Origin of the sequence: Sphingomonas quercus, assembly GCF_018863195.1 — a bacterium.
GTDB lineage: Bacteria > Pseudomonadota > Alphaproteobacteria > Sphingomonadales > Sphingomonadaceae > Solisphingomonas > Solisphingomonas quercus.
On sequence record NZ_JAHKRT010000007.1, the window covers coordinates 150224 to 172125 of the forward strand.

The 21902-nt window shown below is 69.0% G+C and carries 23 protein-coding genes and 1 pseudogene; 6 read left to right on the forward strand and 18 right to left on the reverse strand.

Translation table 11 applies throughout. From position 1 onward, the window contains the following. Window positions 1-13: 13 nt before the first annotated feature. From argC to KOF26_RS13780, 11 genes are all read right to left on the reverse strand, one after another. Window positions 14-946 (reverse strand): N-acetyl-gamma-glutamyl-phosphate reductase, encoded by a 933-nt coding sequence (gene argC, locus KOF26_RS13730; RefSeq protein ID WP_216326058.1) that lies wholly within the window; start codon window positions 944-946, stop codon window positions 14-16. Further along, window positions 943-1791 carry a C40 family peptidase gene (locus KOF26_RS13735; protein ID WP_363182259.1) on the reverse strand — a complete coding sequence of 283 codons (849 nt, stop codon included), beginning with the start codon at window positions 1789-1791 and terminating at the stop codon, window positions 943-945. Before KOF26_RS13735 ends, argC begins: the two co-directional genes overlap by 4 nt. Window positions 1792-1795: 4 nt before the next feature. Then, entirely contained in the window at window positions 1796-2137 is a 342-nt protein-coding gene (locus KOF26_RS13740; protein WP_216326061.1) for a MarR family transcriptional regulator, read from the reverse strand. A gap of 175 nt (window positions 2138-2312) precedes the next feature. Further along, window positions 2313-3479: a trypsin-like serine peptidase gene (locus KOF26_RS13745; RefSeq protein WP_216326065.1), complete on the reverse strand. Its 1167-nt coding sequence runs from the start codon at window positions 3477-3479 to the stop codon at window positions 2313-2315. 11 nt (window positions 3480-3490) lie between these two features. Next, window positions 3491-4297, reverse strand: coding sequence for a gasdermin (locus KOF26_RS13750; protein WP_216326066.1), 807 nt, complete (start codon window positions 4295-4297; stop codon window positions 3491-3493). A gap of 57 nt (window positions 4298-4354) precedes the next feature. Further along, a complete protein-coding gene (locus tag KOF26_RS13755) occupies window positions 4355-5887 on the reverse strand; it encodes a DUF1353 domain-containing protein (RefSeq protein WP_216326068.1) in 1533 nt (510 codons plus the stop codon). 85 nt (window positions 5888-5972) lie between these two features. Continuing rightward, window positions 5973-7235, reverse strand: coding sequence for a bifunctional alpha/beta hydrolase/OsmC family protein (locus KOF26_RS13760; protein ID WP_216326070.1), 1263 nt, complete (start codon window positions 7233-7235; stop codon window positions 5973-5975). 25 nt (window positions 7236-7260) lie between these two features. Continuing rightward, the gene (locus KOF26_RS13765; RefSeq protein WP_216326072.1) at window positions 7261-7647 is read right to left on the reverse strand and encodes an OsmC family protein; all 387 of its coding nucleotides are present in this window, start codon (window positions 7645-7647) and stop codon (window positions 7261-7263) included. Window positions 7648-7660: 13 nt separating this feature from the next. Beyond that, the gene (locus KOF26_RS13770) at window positions 7661-8581 is read right to left on the reverse strand and encodes a pirin family protein (protein ID WP_216326074.1); all 921 of its coding nucleotides are present in this window, start codon (window positions 8579-8581) and stop codon (window positions 7661-7663) included. A gap of 160 nt (window positions 8582-8741) precedes the next feature. Then, on the reverse strand, window positions 8742-9440 hold the full coding sequence (locus KOF26_RS13775) for a pirin family protein (protein WP_216326076.1): 699 nt from the start codon (window positions 9438-9440) through the stop codon (window positions 8742-8744). Window positions 9441-9473: 33 nt separating this feature from the next. Next, window positions 9474-9773, reverse strand: a complete 300-nt coding sequence (locus KOF26_RS13780; RefSeq protein WP_216326079.1) for a hypothetical protein — start codon at window positions 9771-9773, stop codon at window positions 9474-9476. A gap of 95 nt (window positions 9774-9868) precedes the next feature. On the opposite strand from KOF26_RS13780, the gene KOF26_RS13785 reads away from it, so the two are divergent. Beyond that, complete coding sequence (locus KOF26_RS13785) at window positions 9869-10798, forward strand: LysR family transcriptional regulator (protein WP_216326082.1); 930 nt, start codon at window positions 9869-9871, stop codon at window positions 10796-10798. 13 nt (window positions 10799-10811) lie between these two features. Here KOF26_RS13785 and KOF26_RS13790 read toward each other — a convergent pair whose 3' ends face one another. After that, window positions 10812-13142 carry a putative bifunctional diguanylate cyclase/phosphodiesterase gene (locus KOF26_RS13790; protein WP_216326084.1) on the reverse strand — a complete coding sequence of 777 codons (2331 nt, stop codon included), beginning with the start codon at window positions 13140-13142 and terminating at the stop codon, window positions 10812-10814. Between the two features lie 44 nt (window positions 13143-13186). Further along, window positions 13187-14956 (reverse strand): fatty acyl-AMP ligase, encoded by a 1770-nt coding sequence (locus tag KOF26_RS13795; protein WP_363182255.1) that lies wholly within the window; start codon window positions 14954-14956, stop codon window positions 13187-13189. Window positions 14957-15091: 135 nt separating this feature from the next. Here KOF26_RS13795 and KOF26_RS13800 point away from each other — a divergent pair, with 135 nt between their 5' ends. The 5 genes and pseudogenes from KOF26_RS13800 to KOF26_RS17195 form a co-directional block, all read left to right on the forward strand. Continuing rightward, the gene (locus tag KOF26_RS13800; RefSeq protein WP_216326087.1) at window positions 15092-15622 is read left to right on the forward strand and encodes a RecX family transcriptional regulator; all 531 of its coding nucleotides are present in this window, start codon (window positions 15092-15094) and stop codon (window positions 15620-15622) included. Window positions 15623-15796: 174 nt separating this feature from the next. Next, a complete protein-coding gene (locus KOF26_RS13805) occupies window positions 15797-16351 on the forward strand; it encodes a cold-shock protein (RefSeq protein ID WP_216326091.1) in 555 nt (184 codons plus the stop codon). A 262-nt stretch (window positions 16352-16613) separates the two neighbouring features. Beyond that, window positions 16614-17003, forward strand: a complete 390-nt coding sequence (locus tag KOF26_RS13810; protein WP_216326094.1) for an NADH:ubiquinone oxidoreductase subunit NDUFA12 — start codon at window positions 16614-16616, stop codon at window positions 17001-17003. A gap of 3 nt (window positions 17004-17006) precedes the next feature. Next, on the forward strand, window positions 17007-17537 hold the full coding sequence (gene mlaD / locus KOF26_RS13815; protein ID WP_216326097.1) for an outer membrane lipid asymmetry maintenance protein MlaD: 531 nt from the start codon (window positions 17007-17009) through the stop codon (window positions 17535-17537). A gap of 239 nt (window positions 17538-17776) precedes the next feature. Further along, window positions 17777-17983 (forward strand): annotated as a pseudogene (locus KOF26_RS17195) (DUF2155 domain-containing protein); the annotation flags it as partial. 35 nt (window positions 17984-18018) lie between these two features. On the opposite strand, the gene aat reads toward KOF26_RS17195, so the two are convergent. The 5 genes from aat to accB all read right to left on the reverse strand — a co-directional run bounded on the left by aat (window position 18019) and on the right by accB (window position 21892). Next, entirely contained in the window at window positions 18019-18792 is a 774-nt protein-coding gene (aat, locus tag KOF26_RS13825) for a leucyl/phenylalanyl-tRNA--protein transferase (protein ID WP_216326100.1), read from the reverse strand. A gap of 57 nt (window positions 18793-18849) precedes the next feature. Next, a complete protein-coding gene (locus KOF26_RS13830; protein ID WP_216326104.1) occupies window positions 18850-19629 on the reverse strand; it encodes a hypothetical protein in 780 nt (259 codons plus the stop codon). Window positions 19630-19712: 83 nt separating this feature from the next. Further along, window positions 19713-20051 carry an arsenate reductase (glutaredoxin) gene (arsC, locus tag KOF26_RS13835; RefSeq protein ID WP_216326107.1) on the reverse strand — a complete coding sequence of 113 codons (339 nt, stop codon included), beginning with the start codon at window positions 20049-20051 and terminating at the stop codon, window positions 19713-19715. Next, window positions 20048-21403, reverse strand: a complete 1356-nt coding sequence (accC, locus tag KOF26_RS13840; RefSeq protein ID WP_216326110.1) for an acetyl-CoA carboxylase biotin carboxylase subunit — start codon at window positions 21401-21403, stop codon at window positions 20048-20050. Before accC ends, arsC begins: the two co-directional genes overlap by 4 nt. A gap of 9 nt (window positions 21404-21412) precedes the next feature. After that, complete coding sequence (accB, locus tag KOF26_RS13845) at window positions 21413-21892, reverse strand: acetyl-CoA carboxylase biotin carboxyl carrier protein (protein WP_216326112.1); 480 nt, start codon at window positions 21890-21892, stop codon at window positions 21413-21415. Between the last annotated feature and the right edge of the window lie 10 nt (window positions 21893-21902).

A 21902-nucleotide genomic window follows, 5' to 3' on the forward strand; every position in this document is an offset into this window, starting at 1 on the left:
CGCTCGTCGGCGCCTAAAGCCGCAGCCCCGCCGTCTCGTTAAGGCCAAGCGCCAGATTGCCGTTCTGCACCGCGGCGCCGGCAGCGCCCTTGCCGAGATTGTCCAGCGCCGCAACCAGCCGCACCTGTCCCGCGGCCTCGTTGGCGAACACGAACAGCTCGATGCGATCGGTGCTGGCGCAGCGCTCCAGGGTCAGCGTGCCGCTCTCCGGCCGCTCCTGCAACGAGATCAGCCGGCTGCCTGAATAGGCATCGCCCAGCGTCTGCCTGATCTCCCGGACGCCCCCATTCAGATAGGCAAGCGGCAGCGGCACCTCGACCAGCATGCCGCGATAGCTGCGTGCCACCGCCGGCGCGAACAAGGGCGAGTGGGTGAGGCCGGCGTGCTGGCGCATTTCCGGCACATGCTTGTGCGCCAGATCGAGGCCATAGATGCGGAAACCGGTACCGGTGGCGCCGGGCGCCGAGGGATCCTCGAAGTCGGCGATCATCGCCTTGCCGCCGCCGGAATAGCCCGAGGTGGCGTTCACCGTGACGGCGAGGTCCACGGAGATGATGCCGGCGCGAACCAGGGGCCTCACCAGCGCAAGAAAGCCGGTCGGATAGCAGCCCGGATTGGAGATCCGCGTCGATCCCGCGATCGCCGCCGCCCCGCCCGGCTCAAGCTCGGGGAAACCATAAGCCCAGCCCGGCGCGGTGCGATGCGCGGTCGAGGCATCGACGATGCGGGTGCGATCATTGTCGATCAGCGCCACCGCCTCGCGCGCCGCATCGTCGGGCAGGCAGAGGATGACGAGGTCGGCCGCGTTCAGCGCTTCGGCGCGCGCGCCGGCATCCTTGCGCCGCTCATCCGGCAGGGTGAGCAGCTCAAGCTCCGGACGTCCGGTCAGCCGCTCGCGAATCTCCAGGCCGGTGGTGCCGGCCGCGCCGTCGATAAAAACCTTCATAGCCGCCTCCGCGCCGTCACCGGCTGCATGTAGGCGGGCGCCAGCCGGGCGACAACGTCATCGAGCGGCTCCGCGACAGTCGCCATCCAGAAGGCGTTGGCGTGGAGCAGTGTCGCCTCGTCGGCCATGATGCCGACATGGCCGGGGAAGAAGATCAGGTCGCCCCGCCGCAGCGCCTCGCCCTCGGCAATCTCCTCGCCGAGCGCGGCCTGTTGGTCGCTGTCCCGCGGGGCGGCGATGCCGGCAGCGGCGAGAGCCGTCTGCACGAGGCCGGAACAGTCCAGCCCGTCGCCGCTGCGCCCGCCCCAGCGATAGGGTGCGCCGATCAGCCGTTCGGCGACGCCGGTGTAATCGGCCTCATCGTCATCGAGCGCCCGAACGTGGCGCATGTGGACGAAGCCCTCCGCCGTATCGAGAAAGGCATCGCCCGACGTGCCGGCCAGCAGCACGCCCATCGGCAGGCGGGCGACGATCGGCGCCTTGATGTCGGGTGCGGAGAACAGGTAGCCGGCCGGCGCGCTCACGCGGTGCGTCGCCGCCAGCGGTGTGCCAAGCGCATCAAGCGCGACATAGCCGACATAATGATCGTGCAGGCTGTAGCCCCAGGCCCAGCCACCCGCCACGTCGACCACCGCAAAGCCCTCGCCGCGCAGCAGCTCGGAGACGGCGCGGGCCTCCAGCGACGGTTCGGCGCGGATCGGCGCCGACACTGCCGCGCAGCCATGCTCCAGCGGCAGCGCATAATGCGGCGCGAACACGCGATCGGCGAGCGCGACGTCGGCGATGTCCCCCCGGGCTGCGTGAATTCGTGGGTCGATCCGCCGGGACGGACCGGTCAGCCGGATCCGCTCAACCGTGAGCGAGGCCGGCGAACTGTTGGCCCGGTGGGGGGCTTCGGCCCGTATCGCCGCCGATGAGGCCACTGAAACCTTCAAGAAAATCCGCCCCTGACTGCGTGCGCGTGATGAAGATATTGCGACGATCCTTTTCGTCGCGTTCGCGGCGCAGATAGCCCAGCGCGGAGAGGGTGTTCAAGGCTCGCGTCACCACGGGCTTGGAGACGCCCAGCATGCCGGCGAGGCCGCGAACCGTATGCGGCCCGTTAGTGCGATAGACGATCAGCAGCAGCGCCATCTGCCGATTCGTCAGGTCCGGCCTTCCGGAGCGGACATAGCCGATCAGGGTCTTCATCCACTTCCAGAGTGCGTCATTCTCCGCCATCACATTTCCCTCAGCCCCGGGGATACGCAACCTTGCGCTAGGGTTAACAAACTCGTGAATGACACAATCGTTTCCTGCGCGTTCTTATTTTTTCCCGAAACCGGACAGTTTGCCCTCGATCAGCGCTGAATCGTTACGGGGCCGATCAAGCGAAGCATTTGATGAGGTCGGGGAGCGAGGCGCGGATCGCGGCGAAGCCGTGACCATAATTCTCCTCCCGGCTGATGCCGCCGAAATGGATGCCGATGATGCGCCCGCCGTCGGCATCAAGATCGACCAGTGCCGAGCCGGAATTGCCGCCGAGCGTCGATGCGTCATGGGAGAGGACCCATTTGCGCCGGTCGCCGGGCAGGGCGCCGGGCATGTCCTCGATGCGGCCGGGCGCCAGCTTCTTGACGCCGAAATCGCCGTGGAAGACGGAGCTGATCACCGCGCTGGTCTCGAAGCCGGGCGGCGGCACGGCGTCGCCGACCTGCACCAGCGGCCGCGCCGGAAAGCCGATGGCGCAAAAGGCGCCGCTTTCCGCCAGCCGGTCCGGCCCGGCGTCGAGCGACACGGCGTCGGGAAGCCGGGCGCCGCCGATCCCGGTGCAGCGCAGGACGGCCACGTCGAGATGGCCGAAATCGACCATGCCTGCGATCGGATCGGGCCCGGCGAAGGGGATGTCGGTGACCCGGGCGGATGGCCTGGCGGGGGCGCCGTCCTCGGCGAGGAAATCCAGCGTGGTCGCGTCGGGCCAGCGCAGCGTCCAGGTGCCGCGCGGCCCTTCCACGGCGATCGCCTCGGCGACATGGCGATTTGTGATGACGAGATCGTCGGCGACGACGAAGCCGGTGCCGGCGAAGAACGGCTTTACCGGCACGTTGATCCGCGCCACCGAGCGGATCACCTTCTCGATCGCCGGCCGGAACAGCGACAGGGCCGTGCGCCATTCGCCGACCTCCGCGGCGGCGAGATCGATATAGCCGTCGCGGATGGTGAGGCTCGGCCGCGTGCCGTCGGTCAGCACCACCGCCTCAAGCGCGACCGCCTCGCGGATGGTGAAGTCGTCGCGGCCGTCGTCGAGCTTGGGCAAGGCCGTCTGCGCACCGGCGACGAGCGCCGCGGCCAGCTCCGGGTCGGCATTGCGCGCGTCGAGCCCGGCGCGGAGCATCTCCACGCGATCCTCCCGCGGCAGCCCCGGCGCCGCGGCGAGCCCCCGGGAGGGCGCCGCCGCCTCCAGGCCGAGGCCGGCGCTCCCCCTGGGCTGCCCTGTTCGCGCGAGGCGCGCCGTGCTTCGCGGCACGCGCACCGTTCCATCCATCCAGTGCATCGGCTTGCCCCTCACAGATCGGTTGCGATCAGGCCGCCCTGGTCGAGATAGACATAGCCCTGGGGCCCTTCGCCCAGCGCTGCCTCCAGCGCGATGCTGCCGGCATCGGCGAGCTTCATCGTGCGATAGCGGCCGTCGTCGAAGATCAGGCGCACCGCCTGAAAGCCGAACACCAGTGGAACCTGTCCCTCGTAAGTGACCACGGAACTGCTCGCGCCGCTGCCCGAGACCTTCAGGCTGCCGCCCACCGCGCCCTGGATCACCGGCACGTCGAGGCCGATCGAGTTCTTGTGGTCGTCCTTGGCGGCGACGTTGATCTTGCTGGATTTCAGGGTCGAGGTGATGACGAACACATCGTCCGAATCCAGCATGTCGCTAATCGCGTGCGCAAAGGGATTGATGGTCGCGCCTGCAAAAAACTGGTCGAGAAGCGCCGGCTCGGCATTGCTTTCCAGCACCCCGGCGAACTCGAACTGCACGGACCGCGCCTGGGTATAGCCCGCGTTCAGTGCGAGCGTGGAGCCGCCGAGCGCCGAGATCAGCCCGCCAAGGATGTTGAGCCCGATGCCGATGTCGATATCGGCCGATTTCGTGCCGGACACGTTCGGCGCCGGATTGTCGGCGGAAATGGCCGGGACCGGCGCCGCCGGTGCCGGTGTGAACACGGACGTGAGCGAGCCGATGCGCTGCAGCTTGCTGCCCTTGCGCGCCAGCAGCAGCGTCGGCGTCAGGTCCGCCTTGGGCAACCGGACGACATTATAGCCCATCGCCTTGAGGGCGGTGAGGGCAGGATCCTTGCAGTTCGGTATCAATCCCATGTCCGTCTCCTGGAATAGGCCGGCCGGAAAGCCGGCGGCGAGAAAGTTGAGGGGGCGTCAGCGCGATGCCGGCATCGGTCGGAACGGCAGCACGCGCCCCGGCGCCGCCTCCAGCGCGCCGCCGGCGAACAGATGATCCCGCACCGCCGGGAAGACGATGTCGGTGCGGGCGATGACGAAGGCGGCATGGCCTATGGCGCCGCCCGGTCCCTCCGCGCGCAGATCGAGCCGGATGGCGCCGTCGTCGCGCAGCTCGGCGGTGCCGATCGGCGCTGCCGGGTCGGGCTCGGCGACGGCGAGCGGCGATTCGAGCACCGGCCCGGCGGCAAGCGGCGCCGCCTCCCAATAGCCGAACAGATTGGGCCAGTCGCCGTGCAGCGCTGCGGACTCGACGCAGAAGCGCGCGCCGCTCTCGGCGAAGGTCTCCTCCAGTCCGGCATCGCCCGGCTGCGATTCATAGACGCCGAGCCGGGCCAGATCGCCGTCGCGGGCCGTCTGGAAGCCGGCGGCGCGGATCACCTGATGTCGGCCGCTATAGTCATGGCCGTGCAGCGATTCATGCACGACCAGCGACGCCGAACCATGTTTGCCCGACGCCGCGGTGGGCACCACCCGCTCGCCCGCCGGCCCGGCGATGGTCGCGATCACCACCCGCTTGCGGTCGTCCAGATAGGTGCCGGGCACGTCGTCCCAGGTGCGCCCGGTATTCTCCCAGCCGCGCGGCACGACGCCGCGCAGCCCGGTCTCGAAATCGGTGACCGCTTCGCGGCAGGCGATGATGCGGATGCCCAGGTCCTCGAACCGCGCCATCACCGCATCGGGAAGGGACGCCGCCTCGCGGGCGACCGCTTCCAGATCCTCGCCGGTGCCGCTGCCGCCGGTGACGACCAGCAGCCGGGCGCGGGCGATGCGCTCCGCCGGGGCGTCGAGCGCGCCCTCCACGGCCGCCCGCACCGTGTCGCGGGCATCGGCCAGCGCCTCGATCTCGGCGAGGTTGAGGCCGTGGCCGACGATCGCCTCGCTGTCGGCGACCAGCGTCGCGGCATCCGCATCGCCCGGCTGGCGCATTGCCTCCAGCGCGCCTTCCAGCGCCACGCCCGGCGCGTTCCAGCGCGGGCCGAAGCGGTAGACGGCGTAGAACATGATCTTCGCCTGTACCGCCGACACGCCGCTGCACCGCATGGCATCGTGGAACATGCGGTGCGTATCCCGCCACGGGCGCGATCTGGCGTCGCAATAATGATCGTGGACGATCGAGGCGTTGAGATACCGGCCCTCGAACGGCCCGCCGATCAGCGACCAGAAGACGCGCGGGATCGAGGCCCCGTCGAGGGCCGAGCCGAGCGGCACCGGCCAGGCGCTGCCGTCGGGCCGCGTGTAGGAAATGGGCGCGAGCAGCGTTGCGTTGCGCCCCTCGTCGGAGAACTCGACCCTGGACGGCAGCCCGTCATAATGGCCGAAGCCGGGCGCTGGAGCGGCGCCCTCCAGCCCGATCGCGGGCGTGGCCTGCGTGAACAGGTCGCCGATCGCCTGGATGGCGGCGGCGAGATCGGAACAGGTACGCACCGGAGACAGGGATGTGATCGGCATAGTCGATCCTCTTTCCCCGGAGCATCGCTATTGCCCGGATGCTATCCGGTTTCGCGGTCGCCGCAAAGCCGTCATTTGCGCGATCTCAGCCGCCCGGGTGTTCCATCATCCGTGCCATTTCCTCGGCGTGCGCCTCGATGCGCTCGGCCTGGGCAGGCGGGTCGCCGAGGCGGGTCATCACCCGCGATCCCTTCTCGAGCGTGCGGTGGACCGGGCAGCGATCGGCGATCTCCAGAAGCCGCGCGCGCTGCGCTGCGTCGAGCGCGCCGTCGACGGCGATGCGGCGGGTGAACAGGTCGGCAGGCTCCACGCCCGCCTCGCGGACATGCCCGACCGCGGTCTGGATGCGGTTGACCGGCCAGCCCTTGCCGTCGGCATAGAGCCGCAGTGTCATCGTCGTGCAGGCGCCGAGCGCGGCCGACAGCAGGTCATAGGGCGTCGGCCCCGATCCCATCCCGCCGACGCTGACCGGTTCGTCGGCCAGGAAACGCAGACCGCCGGCGCGGATCGCGACCTGGTAACGTCCCTCGCGCGTTTCCTCGGCGACGACGTCCTGCGCGTCGAAGCCTTCGCGGGTTTGCTCCAGCGGCGGCAGATAGCGGCTTGCCCACGCCGCGATCAGGCCGGCGGCGTAGCGCGCATCCTCGGCGCCCGACAGGAGGTGATCGGCATTGTCCAGAGAAATGAAGCTCTTGGGATGGCGCGCTGCCATGAAGATGCGGGTGGCGTTGTCGATGCCGACCACGTCATCCTGCGGAGCGTGGAGGATGAGCAGCGGCCGGTGCAGCGCGGCGATGCGAGCGCCCTGATCGTGGCTGCGCAAATCGTCCAGAAACTGTCGCCCTACGGCAAAGGTGCGGCCTGCCAGCGGCACCTTCGCCATGCCGTCGCGTGCGATCGCCTCGAGGCTGTCCGGCGCGAAATGATGGAGGACGTGGGCGACATCAAACGGCGCGGCGATCGTCGCCACCGCCTTGATCTGCTCCAACTGACCCGCAGCGGCGAGTACGGCGGCGCCGCCAAAACTGTGCCCGATCAACAGGCTGGGCGTCATTCCTGATGCGGTCATCGAAGTGACGGCGGCGACGAGGTCGGCGACATTGGTGGCGAAGCTGGTTTCGGCGAACTCGCCCTCGCTGTCCCCGAGTCCGGCGAAATCAAAGCGCAGCACGCCGATGCCCTGCGCCGCCAGAGCGCGGGCGATGCGCACCGCGGCGATATTGTCCTTCCCGCAGGTGAGGCAGTGGGCGAACACCGCCCAGGCGCGCGGCAGCCCTTCCGGCATCTCGACACGGCCGGACAATGGCATGAGGGTGCTGCCGGTGAATTCCAGGCTGCGGGTTGGCATTGCCGGTCTCTCCTCGGAAATCGTCTCAGGCGAGCTGGGTGTGGATGGGAAGGCCGGACTTGAGCGTCAGGGTCACCGGCGTGCGCTCCGCGATATCGGCGAGGCGGGCGCGCTGCTCCTCGCTGAGTGCGCCGGCGGGGCGTAGCGTCCGCTCGATACGCATGTCCTCGCCGGCGCGGACGATGCGCAGGCTCACATCCAGCGACTCCAGCGGCCATTCCTTGCGATCGGCATACATGCGCAGCGTGATCGCGGTGCAGGCGCCGAGCGCGGAGAGCAGCAAGTCATAGGGAGCCGGCCCGGCATCGCCGCCGCCGACACGCTGCGGTTCGTCGGCGGTGATCGGATGGCCCGATACCTCGATGGTCGTGCGATAGCGGTCGCGCCCGATATGGGCGGTGGCGTGGGTCATGGCGAGGCTCCTTTCAGGGATAGCGGACCGGCCGGGGATCGTCGGGAAGGGGAATGAACTCGCTCTCCTCCGGCACCGGCGCAAAGCGTTGCCCGCGCCAATCCTCCTTCGCCTGTTCGATCCGATCGGCAGAAGATGACACGAAGTTCCAGTAAATATGCCTTTTTTCCGGGAAAGGCTCGCCGCCTGCAAGCATCAGCCGGGTCGGACCCTTGGCGCGGACGACGATCTCGGCGCCGGGTTTGAACACGACCAGCTCATGTTCGGTGAAGCTGCCGGCCTGGCCCTCCACCTCGATCGCGCCGGACACCACATAAATGGCCCGCTCCACATGCTCGGCCCTGAGCTGGTAACGTGCCCCGTCGACGAGCAGGATCTCGGCATAGACCATGTCCGAGAAGGTCTTCACCGGCGAGACCAGCCCGTCGGAGCGGCCCGCGACGAGGGTCAGGGTAACCCCGTCCGCGTCCAGCTTCGGAATTTCGCTTTCCTTGTAGTGCGAGAAACTTGGGTCAGATTCCTCATAAGCCGTAGGAAGCGCGACCCAGGTCTGCAGTCCGTGCAGCGGGCCGCCCGCAGCGCGCAGCTCCGGCCCGGTGCGCTCGGAATGGACGATGCCGGAGCCTGCGGTCATCCAGTTCACTTCACCCGGGCGGATCGACTGGACCGAGCCCACCGAATCCCGGTGCATGATCTCGCCTTCGATAAGATAGGTGACGGTGGCGAGCCCGATATGCGGGTGCGGGCGGACGTCCAGTCCATCGCCGCTGTTGAAGGCGGACGGGCCCATATGGTCGAAGAAGATGAACGGCCCGACCATGCGGCGATGCGCGGATGGCAGCGCGCGCCGCACGCTGAACCCGTCGCCGAGGTCGCGCACCGGCGGCAGGATGACGAGGTCGACGCCGTCGACGTCGCTGGAGCGGAGGGTCATGCTGGCAACTCCTGGGTCGGGTCGCGCCACTGTCGCAGGGTGGGGCGAGAAAGAAAAGTTGGTGCCGCCGGGCGGAGGGGAGAGGCCCGGCGGCACACTGGACCGGCAGATCGCGGAGAGGGGGGCCACGCGATCGATGTTGCCGGTCCGAGGCAGTGGTTCAGGCGGCGTCGACCAGCACGATCTCGCTATCTTCGAGCGCGGTCACCGTGATCGTGTCGACCTCGCTGATCGCGGCGCCATCGCGGGCGTTGATCCGCTGGCCGTCAATCTCGATGGCGCCGGTGGCCGGCACCAGGTAGCCGCGCCGATCCCGGCCGAGCGGATACTCCGCCGTCTCGCCGGCCTTCAGCGTCGCGCCGACCACCCGCGCATCGGTGCGGATCGGCAGCGCGTCATCGTCGTTGGCGAAGCCCGAAGCGAGCACGACGAACTGGCCGGCGCGATCGCCCTTGGGGAAAGGCTTGGCGCCCCAGCTGGGCTTTTCGCCGGTGCGCGTCGGCAGGATCCAGATCTGGAAGATCCGGGTCGTCACGTCCTCCATATTATACTCCGCATGGGCGATGCCGGTGCCGGCCGACATCACCTGCACGTCGCCGGCTTCTGTACGGCCCTTGTTGCCGAGATTGTCCTGATGGGTGATCGCGCCCTCGCGGACATAGGTGATGATCTCCATGTCGCGATGCGGATGCGGCGGAAAGCCCGACTGCGGCGCGATCGTGTCGTCGTTCCAGACGCGCAGATTGCCCCAGTTGGTGCGGGCGGGATCGTGATAATTGGCGAAGGAGAAATGATGCTTGGCATCGAGCCAGCCGTGGTTCGCGCCGCCAAGGGAGGCGAAGGGACGAAGTTCGATCATGTCGCGGTTCCTTTCGGTGAGGTCGGAGGAAGGTCAGGCGGCGAGCAGCGCGATCGCGCGCACCTGCGCCGGATTGTAGCCCTGGTCGATCAGCGCCGGGACGAGGCTCTCCGCCGGCTTGCGGCTGCGGCGCGTGTCACAGACGAACAGGCGCAGTGCCTCCAGCCGGGGATCGGCCAGCGGCTTCGGCCGCTCGATGCCGGTCAGCGCGGCGAAGATGCGCCCGAGCCGGCCCGGCTCGCCGCTGGCGCAGCCGCAATTGGCGGCGTCGTTGATGGCGACGGTAACGGCCTTCCACTCGGTCTGGCTCAGCGCGGGAATGTCCTGGTTCATCTCGACCCTCCTTCGATCTGTCCCGTCCCAGATAGTCGCGCTGGACTTGCGTGCTCAGCCGGATAAATTCTGGGTGAACGTTCGAGGAAGTTGAAATGTCGAGCCCGGGAACGCCTACTTTCGATCAGCTCCGCGTGTTCCTGACGGTGGTCGAGACGGGCAGCTTCGCCGCCGCGGCGCGCAAGCTCAACCGGGCAGTGTCGGTGATCAGCTACGGCATCGGCAATCTCGAGGCGCAGCTCGGCCTTGCCCTGTTCGATCGGGAGGGCACGCGCCGGCCGAAGCTCACCGTCGCCGGCCATGCCGTGCTCGCGGAGGCGCGGGCGGTGTCGCAGGGAATTGACGGCCTGCGCGCCAAGGTGAAGGGCCTGCTTGACGGGCTGGAGGCGGAGGTCAATCTCGCCGTCGACGTGATGCTGCCGTCGGAGCGGCTCGGCCGCGTGCTGCGCGCTTTCAACGCGGCTTTCCCGACCGTGTCGCTGCGCCTCCATGTCGAGGCGCTCGGCGCGGTGACGGGGCTGGTGCTGGACAGGCAGGCGGTGATCGGGATCAGCGGCCCGCTCGCTTCCGAGATGGACGGCATCGCCTGCCAGACGATCGGGTCCGTGCTGATGGTGCCGGTGGCGGCGCCCGATCATCCGCTGGCCCGCACCAATCCGCTGCCGCCGGGAGCGGGGCGAGATCATATCCAGATCGTCCTCACCGACCGCTCGCCCCTGACCCAGGGACGCGACTTTTCGGTGATGAGCCCGCGCACCTGGCGGCTGGCCGATCTCGGCGCCAAGCACGCCCTGCTGCGCGAGGGCATTGGCTGGGGCAACATGCCGCTGCCGATGATCGAGAGCGACCTGGTGGCGGGCACGCTGGTCCGCCTGGCGATGCCGGATCATCCCGGCGGCAATTATCGGCTGTCGAACATCTGGCGGCGCGATACCCCGCCGGGGCCGGCCGCCTCCTGGCTCCTGCAGCAATTCGCCGATTGCCTGCGCGAGGACGGTGCGGCAGCGATGATGGCCGATGTCTGAGGGTCGCGCCCGGTCAGGCGACGTGGCGCTCCGCCGGCACGCCGGCCAGCAGCCGCGCCTCGCACGCGGCGACCGGGTGGCCGAACAGATAGCCCTGTGCCTGGGTGCAGCCGAGGCGTCGGATCAGTTGATACTCGTCCTCGGTCTCGGTGCCTTCGGCGGTGACGACAATGCCCAGGCTGTCGGCCATCGCCACCACCGCGCGGATCACCGCCAGACTGTCCGAGGCATTCTGGCTGGCCCCGACGACGAAGCTGCGGTCCAGCTTGATCGACGAGAAGCGTGCGTTGCGGATATAGCCCAGCGAGGCATAGCCGGTGCCGAAATCGGAGAGGGCGATACGCACGCCGGTGGCGTGGATGCGATCGATCACCGCCTGGGTCTGGCCGCCGTCGCGCAGGAACACGGATTCGGCGACCTCCAGCTCCAGCCGCGTCGGCGCCAGTCCGCTGGACGAGAGCGCGGAGACGAGCGTGCTGACGAGTTGCGGATCATGGAACTGCCCGCGCGACAGGTTGATCGCCAGCCGCGTCTGGCCCGGCCAGCCGGCGGCCTCCTGGCAGGCGGTGCGGATCACCCATTCGCCGATCCGGCCGATCAGCCGCGCTTCCTCGGCGATCGGCACGAAGCGCTCCGGCGGCACCTCGCCCAGCTCGGGATGCGTCCAGCGCAGATAGGCCTCGAAGCCCTCGATGCGGCTGTCGGCCGAGGCGACGATCGGCTGGTAGACGAGGCGGAACTGGCCCTTCTCCAGCCCTTCGCGCAGCGCGATCTCGATGACGCGGCGCTCCTCGGCGCGGGCGGAGAGATGCTGTTCATAGCGGCGGTGGCAGCCGCGCCCCTCCTCCTTGGCGCGATAAAGGGCGAGGTCGGCATTGCGCACCACCGTCTCCGCCGAACGGCCGTCGCGCGGGGCGGTGGCGCTGCCGATCGAAGCGCCGATGAACAGGCGCTGCGCCTCGATCTCATAGGGGGCGGACAGGGCGGCGATGATCTCGTCGGCCAGCCGGTCGATGCGCGCGGTGTCGCTGGCGTCGTGGACGACGACGGCGAACTCGTCGCCGCCCAGCCGCCCGGCCTGGGCGAAATCGCCGCATATCTCGATGAGGCGGCGCGCCACCTGCTTGAGGAGCTGGTCGCCGATCGGGTGGCCGAGCGTGTCGTTGACCTGCTTGAAGCGGTCGAGATCGATGATGAAGAAGCTGGCGCGATGGCCGTCGCGATGCGCCGAAACGAGCGCTTCGGAGAGCGCGTCCATGATCTGGCGGCGATTGGCGAGGCCGGTCAGCGCGTCGAACCGGGCCATGCGGTCGATCCTGTCGGCCGAGCGGCGCTGGTCGGTGATATCGGACCCGACGCCCTGGAAGCCGATGAAGCGGCCGGTCTCGTCATGTCGCGGTGTCGCCGAAAGCGACCACCAGCGCATCTCGCCCGCCACCGGCACCGGCAGCACGAGGTTGCCGAAGCTCTCCCGCAGGCGGAATTTCTCGGCCAGATCGCGCAGGCCATGGGCGACCTTGCCGCTGCCCCAGGCGTCGCCGGCAAGCAGCTCGAGCAGCGGCTGTCCTTCCAGCGCCGCCACCTCGCGCCCGAAGCGGCGCGCGAGATTGGGGGTGACGCCGGTCAGCATCTTGGCGGTGTCGATCTGCCATAGCCAGTCGGCGCCTTCGTCGAACTCGCGCAGCAACAGGCTGATCACGGCGTTGCGCTCGTCGAGCAGTATCTCGATGCCGCGGCGCTGCATCAGCGTGCGCGCGTGGCGCAAATAGGCAGCCGCCATCAGCACCGTCGCCACCAGCGCGGCCGCGGCAAGCAGGGGCGATCCGACGCGCAGGATCATCACGGCGCCGCCGATCCCCTCCAGCGCGATGAAGATCAGCGCGGCGAGCGGGGCGGCCGAGAGCAGGAACGCGGCGCCCGCCATCATGATCGGAACCAGCATCGCCAGCACGATGACGTCCGCGGTGTCGCACCAGCGCGAGAACAGCGCCGAGGGCACCATCCACAGCAGGCCGAACAGCATCGCGTTGAAGGTCGTGTTGCGGAGCAGCCGGCGCGGGGCGAACTCGCTGCCGACGCGGCAATGGCGCCGGATATCGCGCACCGCGAGGGCGGTGAGCCCGGCCAGCGCCGCCAGCCACAGCGCCAGCGGCGCCAGCGGCATGATCGGCCCGAGCAGCAGGGCGAGCATCGCCGCTGTCGCCAGGCTGAGCGTCAGCGCCAGCGGGCAGGAAGCGGCGAGGTCCTCCGCCTGCACCGAGCGCGCGCTGTCGAGTTCGCCTTCGGCATGCGTGGCAAAGCCCAGCACCCTGGCCAGAGTCGGAAGGCGTGGCTCGTCGGACATCGCGACGAGTTACGCGGGAGCAGGTTAAGACGGGGTAAGCCGCCTCAGGCGGCGAGGTCGTAAGGCTGGATCTCGCCGGACAGATAGAGGTTGCGGGCCTTGGCGCGGCTGAGCTTGCCGGACGAAGTGCGCGGCAGCGTGCGCGGGGGCACCAGCTCGACCACGCAGTTCATGCCGGTGATGGTGCGCACCTTGTCGCGGATCATGTCGCGCAGCCGCGTTCGCTCGCTCGGGTCCGAGGTGCGGCACTGGACGAGCACCGCCGGCGTCTCCTCCCCGCCGGGGGTCGTGATCGCGAAGGCGGCGATGTCGCCCGATTTGAAGCCCGGCAGCTGCTCCACCGCCCACTCGATGTCCTGGGGCCAGTGATTCTTGCCGTTGATGATGATCATGTCCTTCGCCCGGCCGACGATATAGACATAGCCGCCCGACATGTAGGCCATGTCGCCGGTGTCCAGCCAGCCGTCCTGCATGCAGGCGGCGGTCGCCTCCGGATCGCGGAAATAGCCTTCCATCACCGAGGTGCCGGAGCACCACAGCTTGCCGATCGCCTTGTCGGGAAGGACGTTGCCGTCCTCGTCGCGAATCTCGATCGCCATGCCGCGCGCCGGCACGCCGCAATTGACGACCGCGCGATAACGCTGCGGCCGATGCGCCGAGACCGAGCCGCCGGACAGCTGCGTCTCCTCCACCAGCTCGACGACGATGCCTTCGCCCGGGGGCATGATCGACACCGCCAGCGTCGCCTCGGCAAGGCCATAGGATGGCAGGAATGCGGAGGCCTGGAACCCCGCCGGCGCGAAGGCGTCGACGAAGGCCTGCATCACGTCCGGGCGGATCATGTCCGCGCCGTTGCCGGCGATGCGCCAGCGCGACAGGTCGAACCGTTCAGCGACCGGCGTCTGGCTGCCGATGCGTCGCGCGCAGATGTCGTAGCCGAACGTCGGCGAATAGGAGAGGGTGGTGCCCGGATTGCGGCTGATCAGATCGAGCCAGGCGAGCGGGCGGCGGGCGAAATCCTCGGTCTTCAGGTAATCCACCGACACCTGGTTGGCCACCGGCGACAACAGGCAGCCGACCAGCCCCATGTCGTGATACCAGGGAAGCCACGATACGCAGCGGTCGCCGTCGCGGATGTCCATGCCGATCGAATGGGCGGCGAGATTGCTGAGCAGCTGGCGGTGGGTGACGGCGACGCCATGCGGGAAGCGCGTCGAGCCGCTCGAATATTGCAGATAGGCGATCTCGTCCGGGCGCGCGTCGGGCAGCGCGATGTCGGGCGCGTCGCCCTCCGCGAAATGTTCCCAGACGATGCCGGTGACGCCGACCGCCTCGGCCGCCGCGCCGCACAGCGCGGCCAGTTCGTCCGGATAGAAGAGCAGGCTCGGATCACAGGAGCCGAGCTGCACCTTGAGCTGATCGATATAGGCTTCCCGCCCGCCGAAGCTGGTCGGCAGCGGCAGTGGCACCGGCCACGCGCCGGCATAGACCGCGCCGAAGAACAGGGCGGCGAATTCAGGGCCGGTCTCGGCGATCAGCGCCAGCCGGTCGCCCGGCTTCACGCCCTGCGCCAGCAGCCGGCGCGCCGCGGCCAGCGCATCGGCGCGCAGCATCGCGAACGGATAGGCGCGCACCAGGGTGCCGCGCGCGTCATGGAAATTCAGCCCGCGCTCGGTGCCCGCTGCGTAATCCAGCGCCTCGCCCAGCGTCCCGAAATCGGAATAGCGACGCGGGCGGGGGCAATCGGAAGGCGTCGGCAGGAGCCGGTCCGCATCGTCCAACCCCTTGTCGGTGCTAATAATCTCGTTCAGCACCTATGGCTGCTCCACTTCTCTAAAGGTACAGGCATTGGCGTTTTTTGTCGCGTCGGTCCAGTCCCAAGCTCCTTGGCCCTTACACTGTCGAATGGCGGCGTTCAAAATTCGACTCGACTGTGGCACAAACATGGCATGAGCCGGCAAGCGCAAGGGGACAGGCGGCAACGGCCGATCGACGCGCCCGCGCTGGAGGCGCTCGCTCTGGCTTATGCGGCGCGCTACGCGACGACGCGGGCGAAGCTCGCCGCCTATTTATCGCGAAAACTGACGGTGCGGCAATGGGTCGGCACAGGTTCACCGCCGGTGGAGGACATCGTCGCCCGCATGGCCGAGGCCGGCTATGTCGACGATCGCGCCTTCGCCGAGGCGCGCGGCCGCTCGCTTGCCCGGCGCGGCTACGGGCGGCGGCGGGTCGCCGCGGCGCTCGCGGCGGACGGCATCGCGGCGGAGGATCGCCAGGGCGCGCTTCCCGACGACGAGGAGGGGGCCCGCGCGGCGGCGCTCGCCTTCGCGCGCCGCCGGCGCATCGGGCCTTATGCCGCCGAGCCCGCGACGGGCGATGTCCGCGCCAGGGCGATCGCGGCGATGATCCGCGCCGGCCATGAGCCGGAGCTTGCCCGCGCGATCATCTCTGCCCCGCCGGGAGACAATGATGCCGACTAGGTCATCCTATGCTTAATCGCCTGTTGTTACTGCTTCGCATCTCCGTTTCGTCGTGTTAACGTCGTGCTCTCGGGGGAGAATTCGGGAATGCGCAGCGATCCGTCGTCCGCATCCGGGTTTGGCACCGTGTTCCCGGGGGGGAGCGTGGAACGAACGTCGGGGGCGGATTTTGAAATGAGTGATGCCGGTGTCGATGACGACGCCGGAGCGTCGGAAGTCGTCTTGGACGTATGTGGCGTCGTCAAATGGTTCGACGCGACACGCGGCTTCGGCTTCCTGGTTGGTGATCATGGCGAGGGCGATGTCCTCGTTCACTTCTCCGTGTTGCGCGAACATGGCCGCCGCACCCTGCCCGAAGGGGCGACGGTGCGTTGCCAGGCGGTGCAGCGGGAACGCGGGCTTCAGGCCCGCTCGCTCGTTTCCTTCGATCTCAGCACCGCGACCGGGCCCGATCCCGACGCGGTCGCCCGCCGGCAGACGGATCATGTCGATCCGATTGCGCTGCTCGAGGGCGCCGGGGACGAAGAGGCCGTGCGCGTGAAATGGTTCAACCGGCTCAAGGGCTATGGCTTCGTGCTGCGCGAGGGCCAGACCGAGGACATCTTCGTCCATATGGAGACGGTGCGCCGCGCGGGCTTGCGCGATCTGATTCCGGAACAGCGGCTCGTCGCCCGCATCGCCGCCGGCCGCAAGGGCCCGCTCGCAGTGACGCTCCGCGACCCGGATTGAGGGGGAAGGACGCCCACTTCCCGTTTGTCCCGGGCAGGGCTGTTTGAGACCCGCTTCGGCAAGCCGGGCGGCTTCTTCAGGGTCGACGGGTCCGGCTTTGCCCCGGCCGGCGCGATCCCGCCCGTTCGTTGCGGGCATGGACTGGGCGTAGTCGAGGGGACCGAGCCCTTCGTCATCCCGGACGACGGCGCCCGCACGGGAAAACCATCCTTCCATCCCTTTGCCGTTGCGCGGCCACCCGCATCCCGGCTAGGGGCAGGGCATGGGTTTGTTGAAGAGCATCTTCACCTGGTGGGATGGGGCCACGATCGGCACCAGCCTGTTCAGCCGCCGCAATGGCAGCGAAGTCGGCCGCGACGCGCTCGGCAACGTCTATTTCGAGACGAAGGCCGGCCGCAAGGGCCCGCGCCGCCGTTGGGTGATCTATGCCGGCGCCAATGACGCGAGCCGCGTGCCGCCGGAATGGCATGGCTGGCTGCACAACACCGTCGATCAGACGCCGGATCAGGCGCCCCCGCCGCGCGAATGGCAGAAGCCGCCGCTCGCCAACATGACCGGCACTGCCCAGGCCTATCGCCCGGCCGGCGCGCTGGAGGCCGGCGGCGTGCGCGCCGCGGCCACCGGCGATTATGAGGCCTGGAGCCCGAACTGAGCGATGCGTGGCGTTTTCCGTGAGAATCTGACCGAGGCCCTTGTCGGCTTCGTCGTCGTCGCGCTCGCCCTGTGGTTCGCGGTGTTCGCCTGGCAGCGCACCGGCGGCGGCGGTGCCACCTCGGCGGTCCACGTCACCGCGCTGTTTCCCAACGCCACCGGCGTCAGCGTGGGCACCGATGTGCGCATCGCCGGCCTCAAGGTGGGCACGGTCTCGACCCAGCGGCTCGATCCCAAGACGTGGCAGGCCGAAGTCGTCCTCGCGCTCGATCCGTCGACGAAGGTGCCGGCGGATTCGACGGCGGTGATCACGTCCGAGGGGCTGCTCGGCGGCACTTATATCCAGCTCGTGCCCGGTGCGGATCAGGTCGCGCTGAAGGAAGGCGACATGATCGTCGACACCCAGGGCTCGCTGGACCTGATGAGCCTGATCGGCCAGTTCATCAACCGCACCGGCTCCGGCGACGACAAGTCCGGCGGCGCGGCCGCCGGCGGCTCCGGCACGATGGGAACGGCCCCGGCGCCGGGCAAGTGAAGGGCTGGCAACTCGGCCTGCTCGGCGCGGCCGGCGTTGCCGCTGCGTGGCAGGGCCTGCACGCCTACCAGGAAGCCACCGCGCCTGCCATCCAGCCGGACAGCGCCGCCCCCGCCGCGGCGGACCCCGCCGCCACGCCGGCCGCGGCGCCCCGGCCCCGTGCCGCGCCGCCGGTGTTGCCGACGCGCCCGATCAGCAAGGGCGAGACGCCGCTCGTCGATCGCGTCGCCGTGCTTGGCGTGCTCAACAAGCGCAACGGCGTCTGGCGCGACGTCACGCTGAAGCCGGGACAGGCGATCCGCCTCAACGACCTCATCATCCGCCTGCGCGCCTGTGAGACCACCGCCGATTGGGAGCCGGAGCAACTTACCGGCGCGTTCGTGCAGGTGGATGTACAGGCGCGCGACGGCACATGGTCGCGTATCTTCTCTGGCTGGCTCTACAAGGAATCGCCGTCGCTCAACGTCGTCGAGCACCCGATCTACGATGTCTGGCCCAAGAGCTGCGCGATGACGCATCCGGATATCGGGCCGGACACCGTCTCGCTGGCCGGCGGGGGCGAGACGAGCTTGTCGAGGGCCGCGAAATCGACGCCTGCCGATGCCGCGACCAATGCCGAGGGCAGGCCAGCGCCGGGGCCGACCCCGCCGGCGACCAGCGCGGAATCCAGCAACGCGCGATAGGCCGCTCGGCTCACCTCCACCGCGCCCATCGAGGCGAGGTGATCGGTGATGAACTGGCAGTCGAGCAGGCGATACCGCCCGACCCTCAGCCGCGCGACGAGATGGGCGAGCGCGATCTTCGAGGCGTCGCGGGCGCGGCTGAACATGCTCTCGCCAAAAAAGGCCGCGCCCAGCGACACGCCATAGAGCCCGCCGACCAGCTCGTCGCCCTGCCAGCATTCGATCGAATGGGCATTGCCGCGGCGGTGAAGCTCTCCATAGGCATCTTCGATCGCCGGATTGATCCAGGTATCGGGCCGGTTCTCGACCCGCTCCGCACAGGCCGACACCACTTGGCCGAAAGCGCGATCGGCGGTCACCTCGAAGCGATCCGCCTTCAGTGTCTTGGCCAGCGAGCGGGCGAGGCGGAACCCGTCCAGCGGCAGAATGCCGCGCTGTTTGGGCTCGACCCAGAAAATATCGGGTGCCTCGCGGCTGTCGGCCATCGGGAAAACGCCGATCGAATAGGCCCCGAGGAGCAGATCGGGGTCGATGTTCGGCGATACGTCGCGGTCGGCGCGGGCGCGGTTCATTCCAGCGTCTTTATATGCCCGAATGGCGGCGGTGCGCCAAGCATCCGCCAAAGCGGTTCATCGCAGCGTCAGGAACATGATGACCGCCATGACGATGCCGCCCAGCAGCAGCATCGTCTTCCACGCCGGGCCCCGGCCCCGGCGGCGCGGGTCCGGGCGGAGCAGACGGGCGACGCCCGGCGGCAGCGCGCTGAGCAGCACGGCCTGCGCCTGCGTCGAGAGGGCACCGCTCATCACCGCCGCGGTGATGTCCTTGCTGCCCTGGAAGATGGTCACGCCATGCGCATCGGCATGGATCTGAAAATTGCCGGCGGCCGGCGGCGGCTTGTCGTCCTGTTCGGGAAGCGCGGGGTGGCCGGCCGGCCGACCGCTTGCCGGCGTGGCACCGCCGCCACCGCCGGGGTAGAGCCGCCGGTCCTGCTCGACGAGGAACTGAACGAGGTGGCGCAGCTGTTCGGGCGTCGGCTGGGGCAGGCGGGGCATGTCAGCGGCGGCCGCGGTTTGGGGCAGCGGGCCGTCCTTCGTGCGGGCTCCGGCCCGCGCCGCCGCGTCGCTCAGCGCGCGGTCGGGCAGGGCCCTGAGCATCTTTTCCAGACCGCCGGTGGTTTGCGCGGCGGCGATGTCGATGCCGGTCAGCCGGGCCAACGCCTTCTGCGCCTCGGGCGAAAGATTGACGATCGCTGCCGGGCCGAAGCCGTTGGCGCCCGCGCTCGCCCCGGCATTGGCGCCATAGCCGTAGCTCGTCGTGCCGGACTGGGCGCTGGCGGGAGGAACAGGCTGGACGGTGCCCGAGGCCGCGCCCGTGCCGCCTGTCGGCGTGATCGCTGGAATCGCCATGAAACCCGTCCTTGCTGAGCCCTCCATCCCCCACGGGAAAGACGACAGCCATAGACGGGCGCGGGTTTACGATTTGCTAATCCCTAAAGGATCGCACCGATTCGCTCCGGCGGGCGGCCCAGCGCCACGCCTTTTTCGGTCTCGACCAGCGGACGCTCGATGAGGATCGGGTTGGCCGCCATCGCCGCCAGCACGGCCGCGTCGTCGGCGCCGGCCAGCGCCTTCGCGCCGTCCTCGCCTTTGCGCAGCCCGTCGCGCGGGCTCATGCCGGCGCGGGCATAGAGCCGCTCCAGCTCGGCCGCGCTCGGCGGGGTCTTGAGATAATCGACGATTTCGATTTCGACTCCGGGCGCCGCCTCAAGCAGCGCCAGCGCCTCGCGCGACTTGGAGCAGCGCGGATTGTGAAAGATGCGCGCCTTCACGATTTCGGCTCCTGCCGCGCGAGCCACGCCTCCAGCCACTTGATGGTATAGTCTCCGGCCTGGAATTCCGGATCGTCGAGCAGCGCCTGGTGGAGTGGGATGGTCGTCTTCACCCCGTCGATCACGAACTCCTCCAGTGCCCGGCGCAGCCGGCGCAGCGCACCCTCGCGGCTGTGGCCCCACACGATCAGCTTCGCGATCATCGAGTCGTAGTAAGGCGGGATGCGGTAGCCGGCATAGAGCCCGGAATCGACGCGCACGTTCATCCCTCCCGGCGCGTGATACTGCTTCACCAGCCCGGGCGACGGCGCGAAGCTGCGCGGATCCTCGGCGTTGATGCGCACCTCGATGGCATGGCCGCGGAACTCGACATCCTCCTGGCGCAGGGTCAGCGGATGGCCCTCGGCGATGCGGATCTGCTCGCGCACAAGATCGAGCCCGGTGATCGCTTCGGTCACCGGATGCTCCACTTGCAGGCGGGTGTTCATCTCGATGAAGTAGAAGCGCCCGTCCTCGTAAAGGAACTCGATGGTGCCCGCGCCGCGATAGCCCATCTCGGCCATCGCCCTGGCGACGACGCCGCCCATTTCGGCGCGCTGCTCCGCCGAGATCACCGGCGAGGGGGCCTCCTCGAGCACCTTCTGGTGGCGGCGCTGCAGTGAGCAATCGCGCTCGCCGAGATGGATGGCGTGGCCCTGGCCGTCACCGAAGATCTGGAATTCGATATGGCGCGGATCGCCGAGATATTTCTCCATGTAGACGGTGGCGTCGCCGAACGCCGCCTTCGCCTCGGAGCCGGCCTGTGCCATCAGCGACTCGAGCTCGCTCTCCTCGGGCACCACTTTCATGCCGCGCCCGCCGCCGCCAGAGGCGGCCTTGATCAGCACCGGATAGCCGATCTCCGCAGCGACGCGCTTGGCCTCGCCGAGATCGGTAAGCGGCCCGTCCGAGCCCGGCACCAGCGGCAGGCCGAGGCGGGCGGCGGTGGCCTTCGCCTCGATCTTGTCGCCCATGGTGCGGATATGCTCGGGCTTGGGGCCGATCCAGATCAGGCCGTGGCTCTCCACGATCTCGGCAAAGCGGGCATTCTCGGAGAGGAAGCCATAGCCGGGGTGGATGGCATCGGCGCCGCTGATCTCCGCGGCGGCGATGATATTGGGCACGTTGAGATAGGATTCGCCCGCCGGCGGCGGCCCGATGCACACCGCCTGATCCGCGAGGCGGACATGCATCGCGTCCGAATCCGCGGTGGAATGCACCGCCACCGTCTGCAGCCCCATCTCATGGGCGGCACGATGGATGCGAAGCGCGATCTCGCCGCGATTGGCGATGAGGATCTTCTGGATGGCCATGGCCCGGCCTTACTCGACGATCACGAGCGGCTGGTCGAACTCGACGGGCTGGCCATTGTCGACGAGTATCTGGCGCACCGTGCCGGCATGGGTGGCGACGATCGGGTTCATCACCTTCATCGCCTCGACGATGAGCAGGGTCTGGCCGGCCGACACCTGCGCGCCCGCGGTGACGAAGGGCGCGGCCTCGGGATTGGGCGACAGATAGACGGTACCGACCATCGGCGAGCGAACCGTGCCGGGATGATCAGCCGGCGCGGTGGCCGTCGTCGGGGCAGCGGCGGGGGCCGCAGCGGCGACCGGGGCGGGCGCGGCCGCCATCGGGGCGGGGGCCGCGATCACCGGGGCCGCCGGCTCGCGCGCGACGCGGATGCGCCGCTCGCCGTCCTGCACCTCGATCTCGGTAAGCCGGGTCTCGTCGAGCAGCTCGGCGAGCTGCCGGACCAGAGTGGGATCAATCTGCATGATGGAGCTTTCCTGCTCGGCCATTCACTGACCC

Excerpts from the sequence above, each read along its gene's own strand:
- KOF26_RS13745 (WP_216326065.1), bottom strand. The coding sequence starts at position 3,479 with ATGCACTGGATGGATGGAACGGTGCGCGTGCCGCGAAGCACGGCGCGC.
- KOF26_RS13810 (WP_216326094.1), top strand. The coding sequence starts at position 16,614 with ATGGGTTTGTTGAAGAGCATCTTCACCTGGTGGGATGGGGCCACGATC.
- KOF26_RS13740 (WP_216326061.1), bottom strand. The coding sequence starts at position 2,137 with ATGAAGACCCTGATCGGCTATGTCCGCTCCGGAAGGCCGGACCTGACG.
- accB (WP_216326112.1), bottom strand. The coding sequence starts at position 21,892 with ATGGCCGAGCAGGAAAGCTCCATCATGCAGATTGATCCCACTCTGGTC.
- KOF26_RS13805 (WP_216326091.1), top strand. The coding sequence starts at position 15,797 with ATGAGTGATGCCGGTGTCGATGACGACGCCGGAGCGTCGGAAGTCGTC.
- KOF26_RS13830 (WP_216326104.1), bottom strand. The coding sequence starts at position 19,629 with ATGGCGATTCCAGCGATCACGCCGACAGGCGGCACGGGCGCGGCCTCG.
- KOF26_RS13765 (WP_216326072.1), bottom strand. The coding sequence starts at position 7,647 with ATGACCCACGCCACCGCCCATATCGGGCGCGACCGCTATCGCACGACC.
- KOF26_RS13785 (WP_216326082.1), top strand. The coding sequence starts at position 9,869 with ATGTCGAGCCCGGGAACGCCTACTTTCGATCAGCTCCGCGTGTTCCTG.
- mlaD (WP_216326097.1), top strand. The coding sequence starts at position 17,007 with ATGCGTGGCGTTTTCCGTGAGAATCTGACCGAGGCCCTTGTCGGCTTC.
- KOF26_RS13750 (WP_216326066.1), bottom strand. The coding sequence starts at position 4,297 with ATGGGATTGATACCGAACTGCAAGGATCCTGCCCTCACCGCCCTCAAG.
- KOF26_RS13770 (WP_216326074.1), bottom strand. The coding sequence starts at position 8,581 with ATGACCCTCCGCTCCAGCGACGTCGACGGCGTCGACCTCGTCATCCTG.
- accC (WP_216326110.1), bottom strand. The coding sequence starts at position 21,403 with ATGGCCATCCAGAAGATCCTCATCGCCAATCGCGGCGAGATCGCGCTT.
- KOF26_RS13775 (WP_216326076.1), bottom strand. The coding sequence starts at position 9,440 with ATGATCGAACTTCGTCCCTTCGCCTCCCTTGGCGGCGCGAACCACGGC.
- KOF26_RS13760 (WP_216326070.1), bottom strand. The coding sequence starts at position 7,235 with ATGCCAACCCGCAGCCTGGAATTCACCGGCAGCACCCTCATGCCATTG.
- KOF26_RS13780 (WP_216326079.1), bottom strand. The coding sequence starts at position 9,773 with ATGAACCAGGACATTCCCGCGCTGAGCCAGACCGAGTGGAAGGCCGTT.
- KOF26_RS13755 (WP_216326068.1), bottom strand. The coding sequence starts at position 5,887 with ATGCCGATCACATCCCTGTCTCCGGTGCGTACCTGTTCCGATCTCGCC.
- KOF26_RS13790 (WP_216326084.1), bottom strand. The coding sequence starts at position 13,142 with ATGTCCGACGAGCCACGCCTTCCGACTCTGGCCAGGGTGCTGGGCTTT.
- KOF26_RS13800 (WP_216326087.1), top strand. The coding sequence starts at position 15,092 with ATGAGCCGGCAAGCGCAAGGGGACAGGCGGCAACGGCCGATCGACGCG.
- argC (WP_216326058.1), bottom strand. The coding sequence starts at position 946 with ATGAAGGTTTTTATCGACGGCGCGGCCGGCACCACCGGCCTGGAGATT.
- aat (WP_216326100.1), bottom strand. The coding sequence starts at position 18,792 with ATGAACCGCGCCCGCGCCGACCGCGACGTATCGCCGAACATCGACCCC.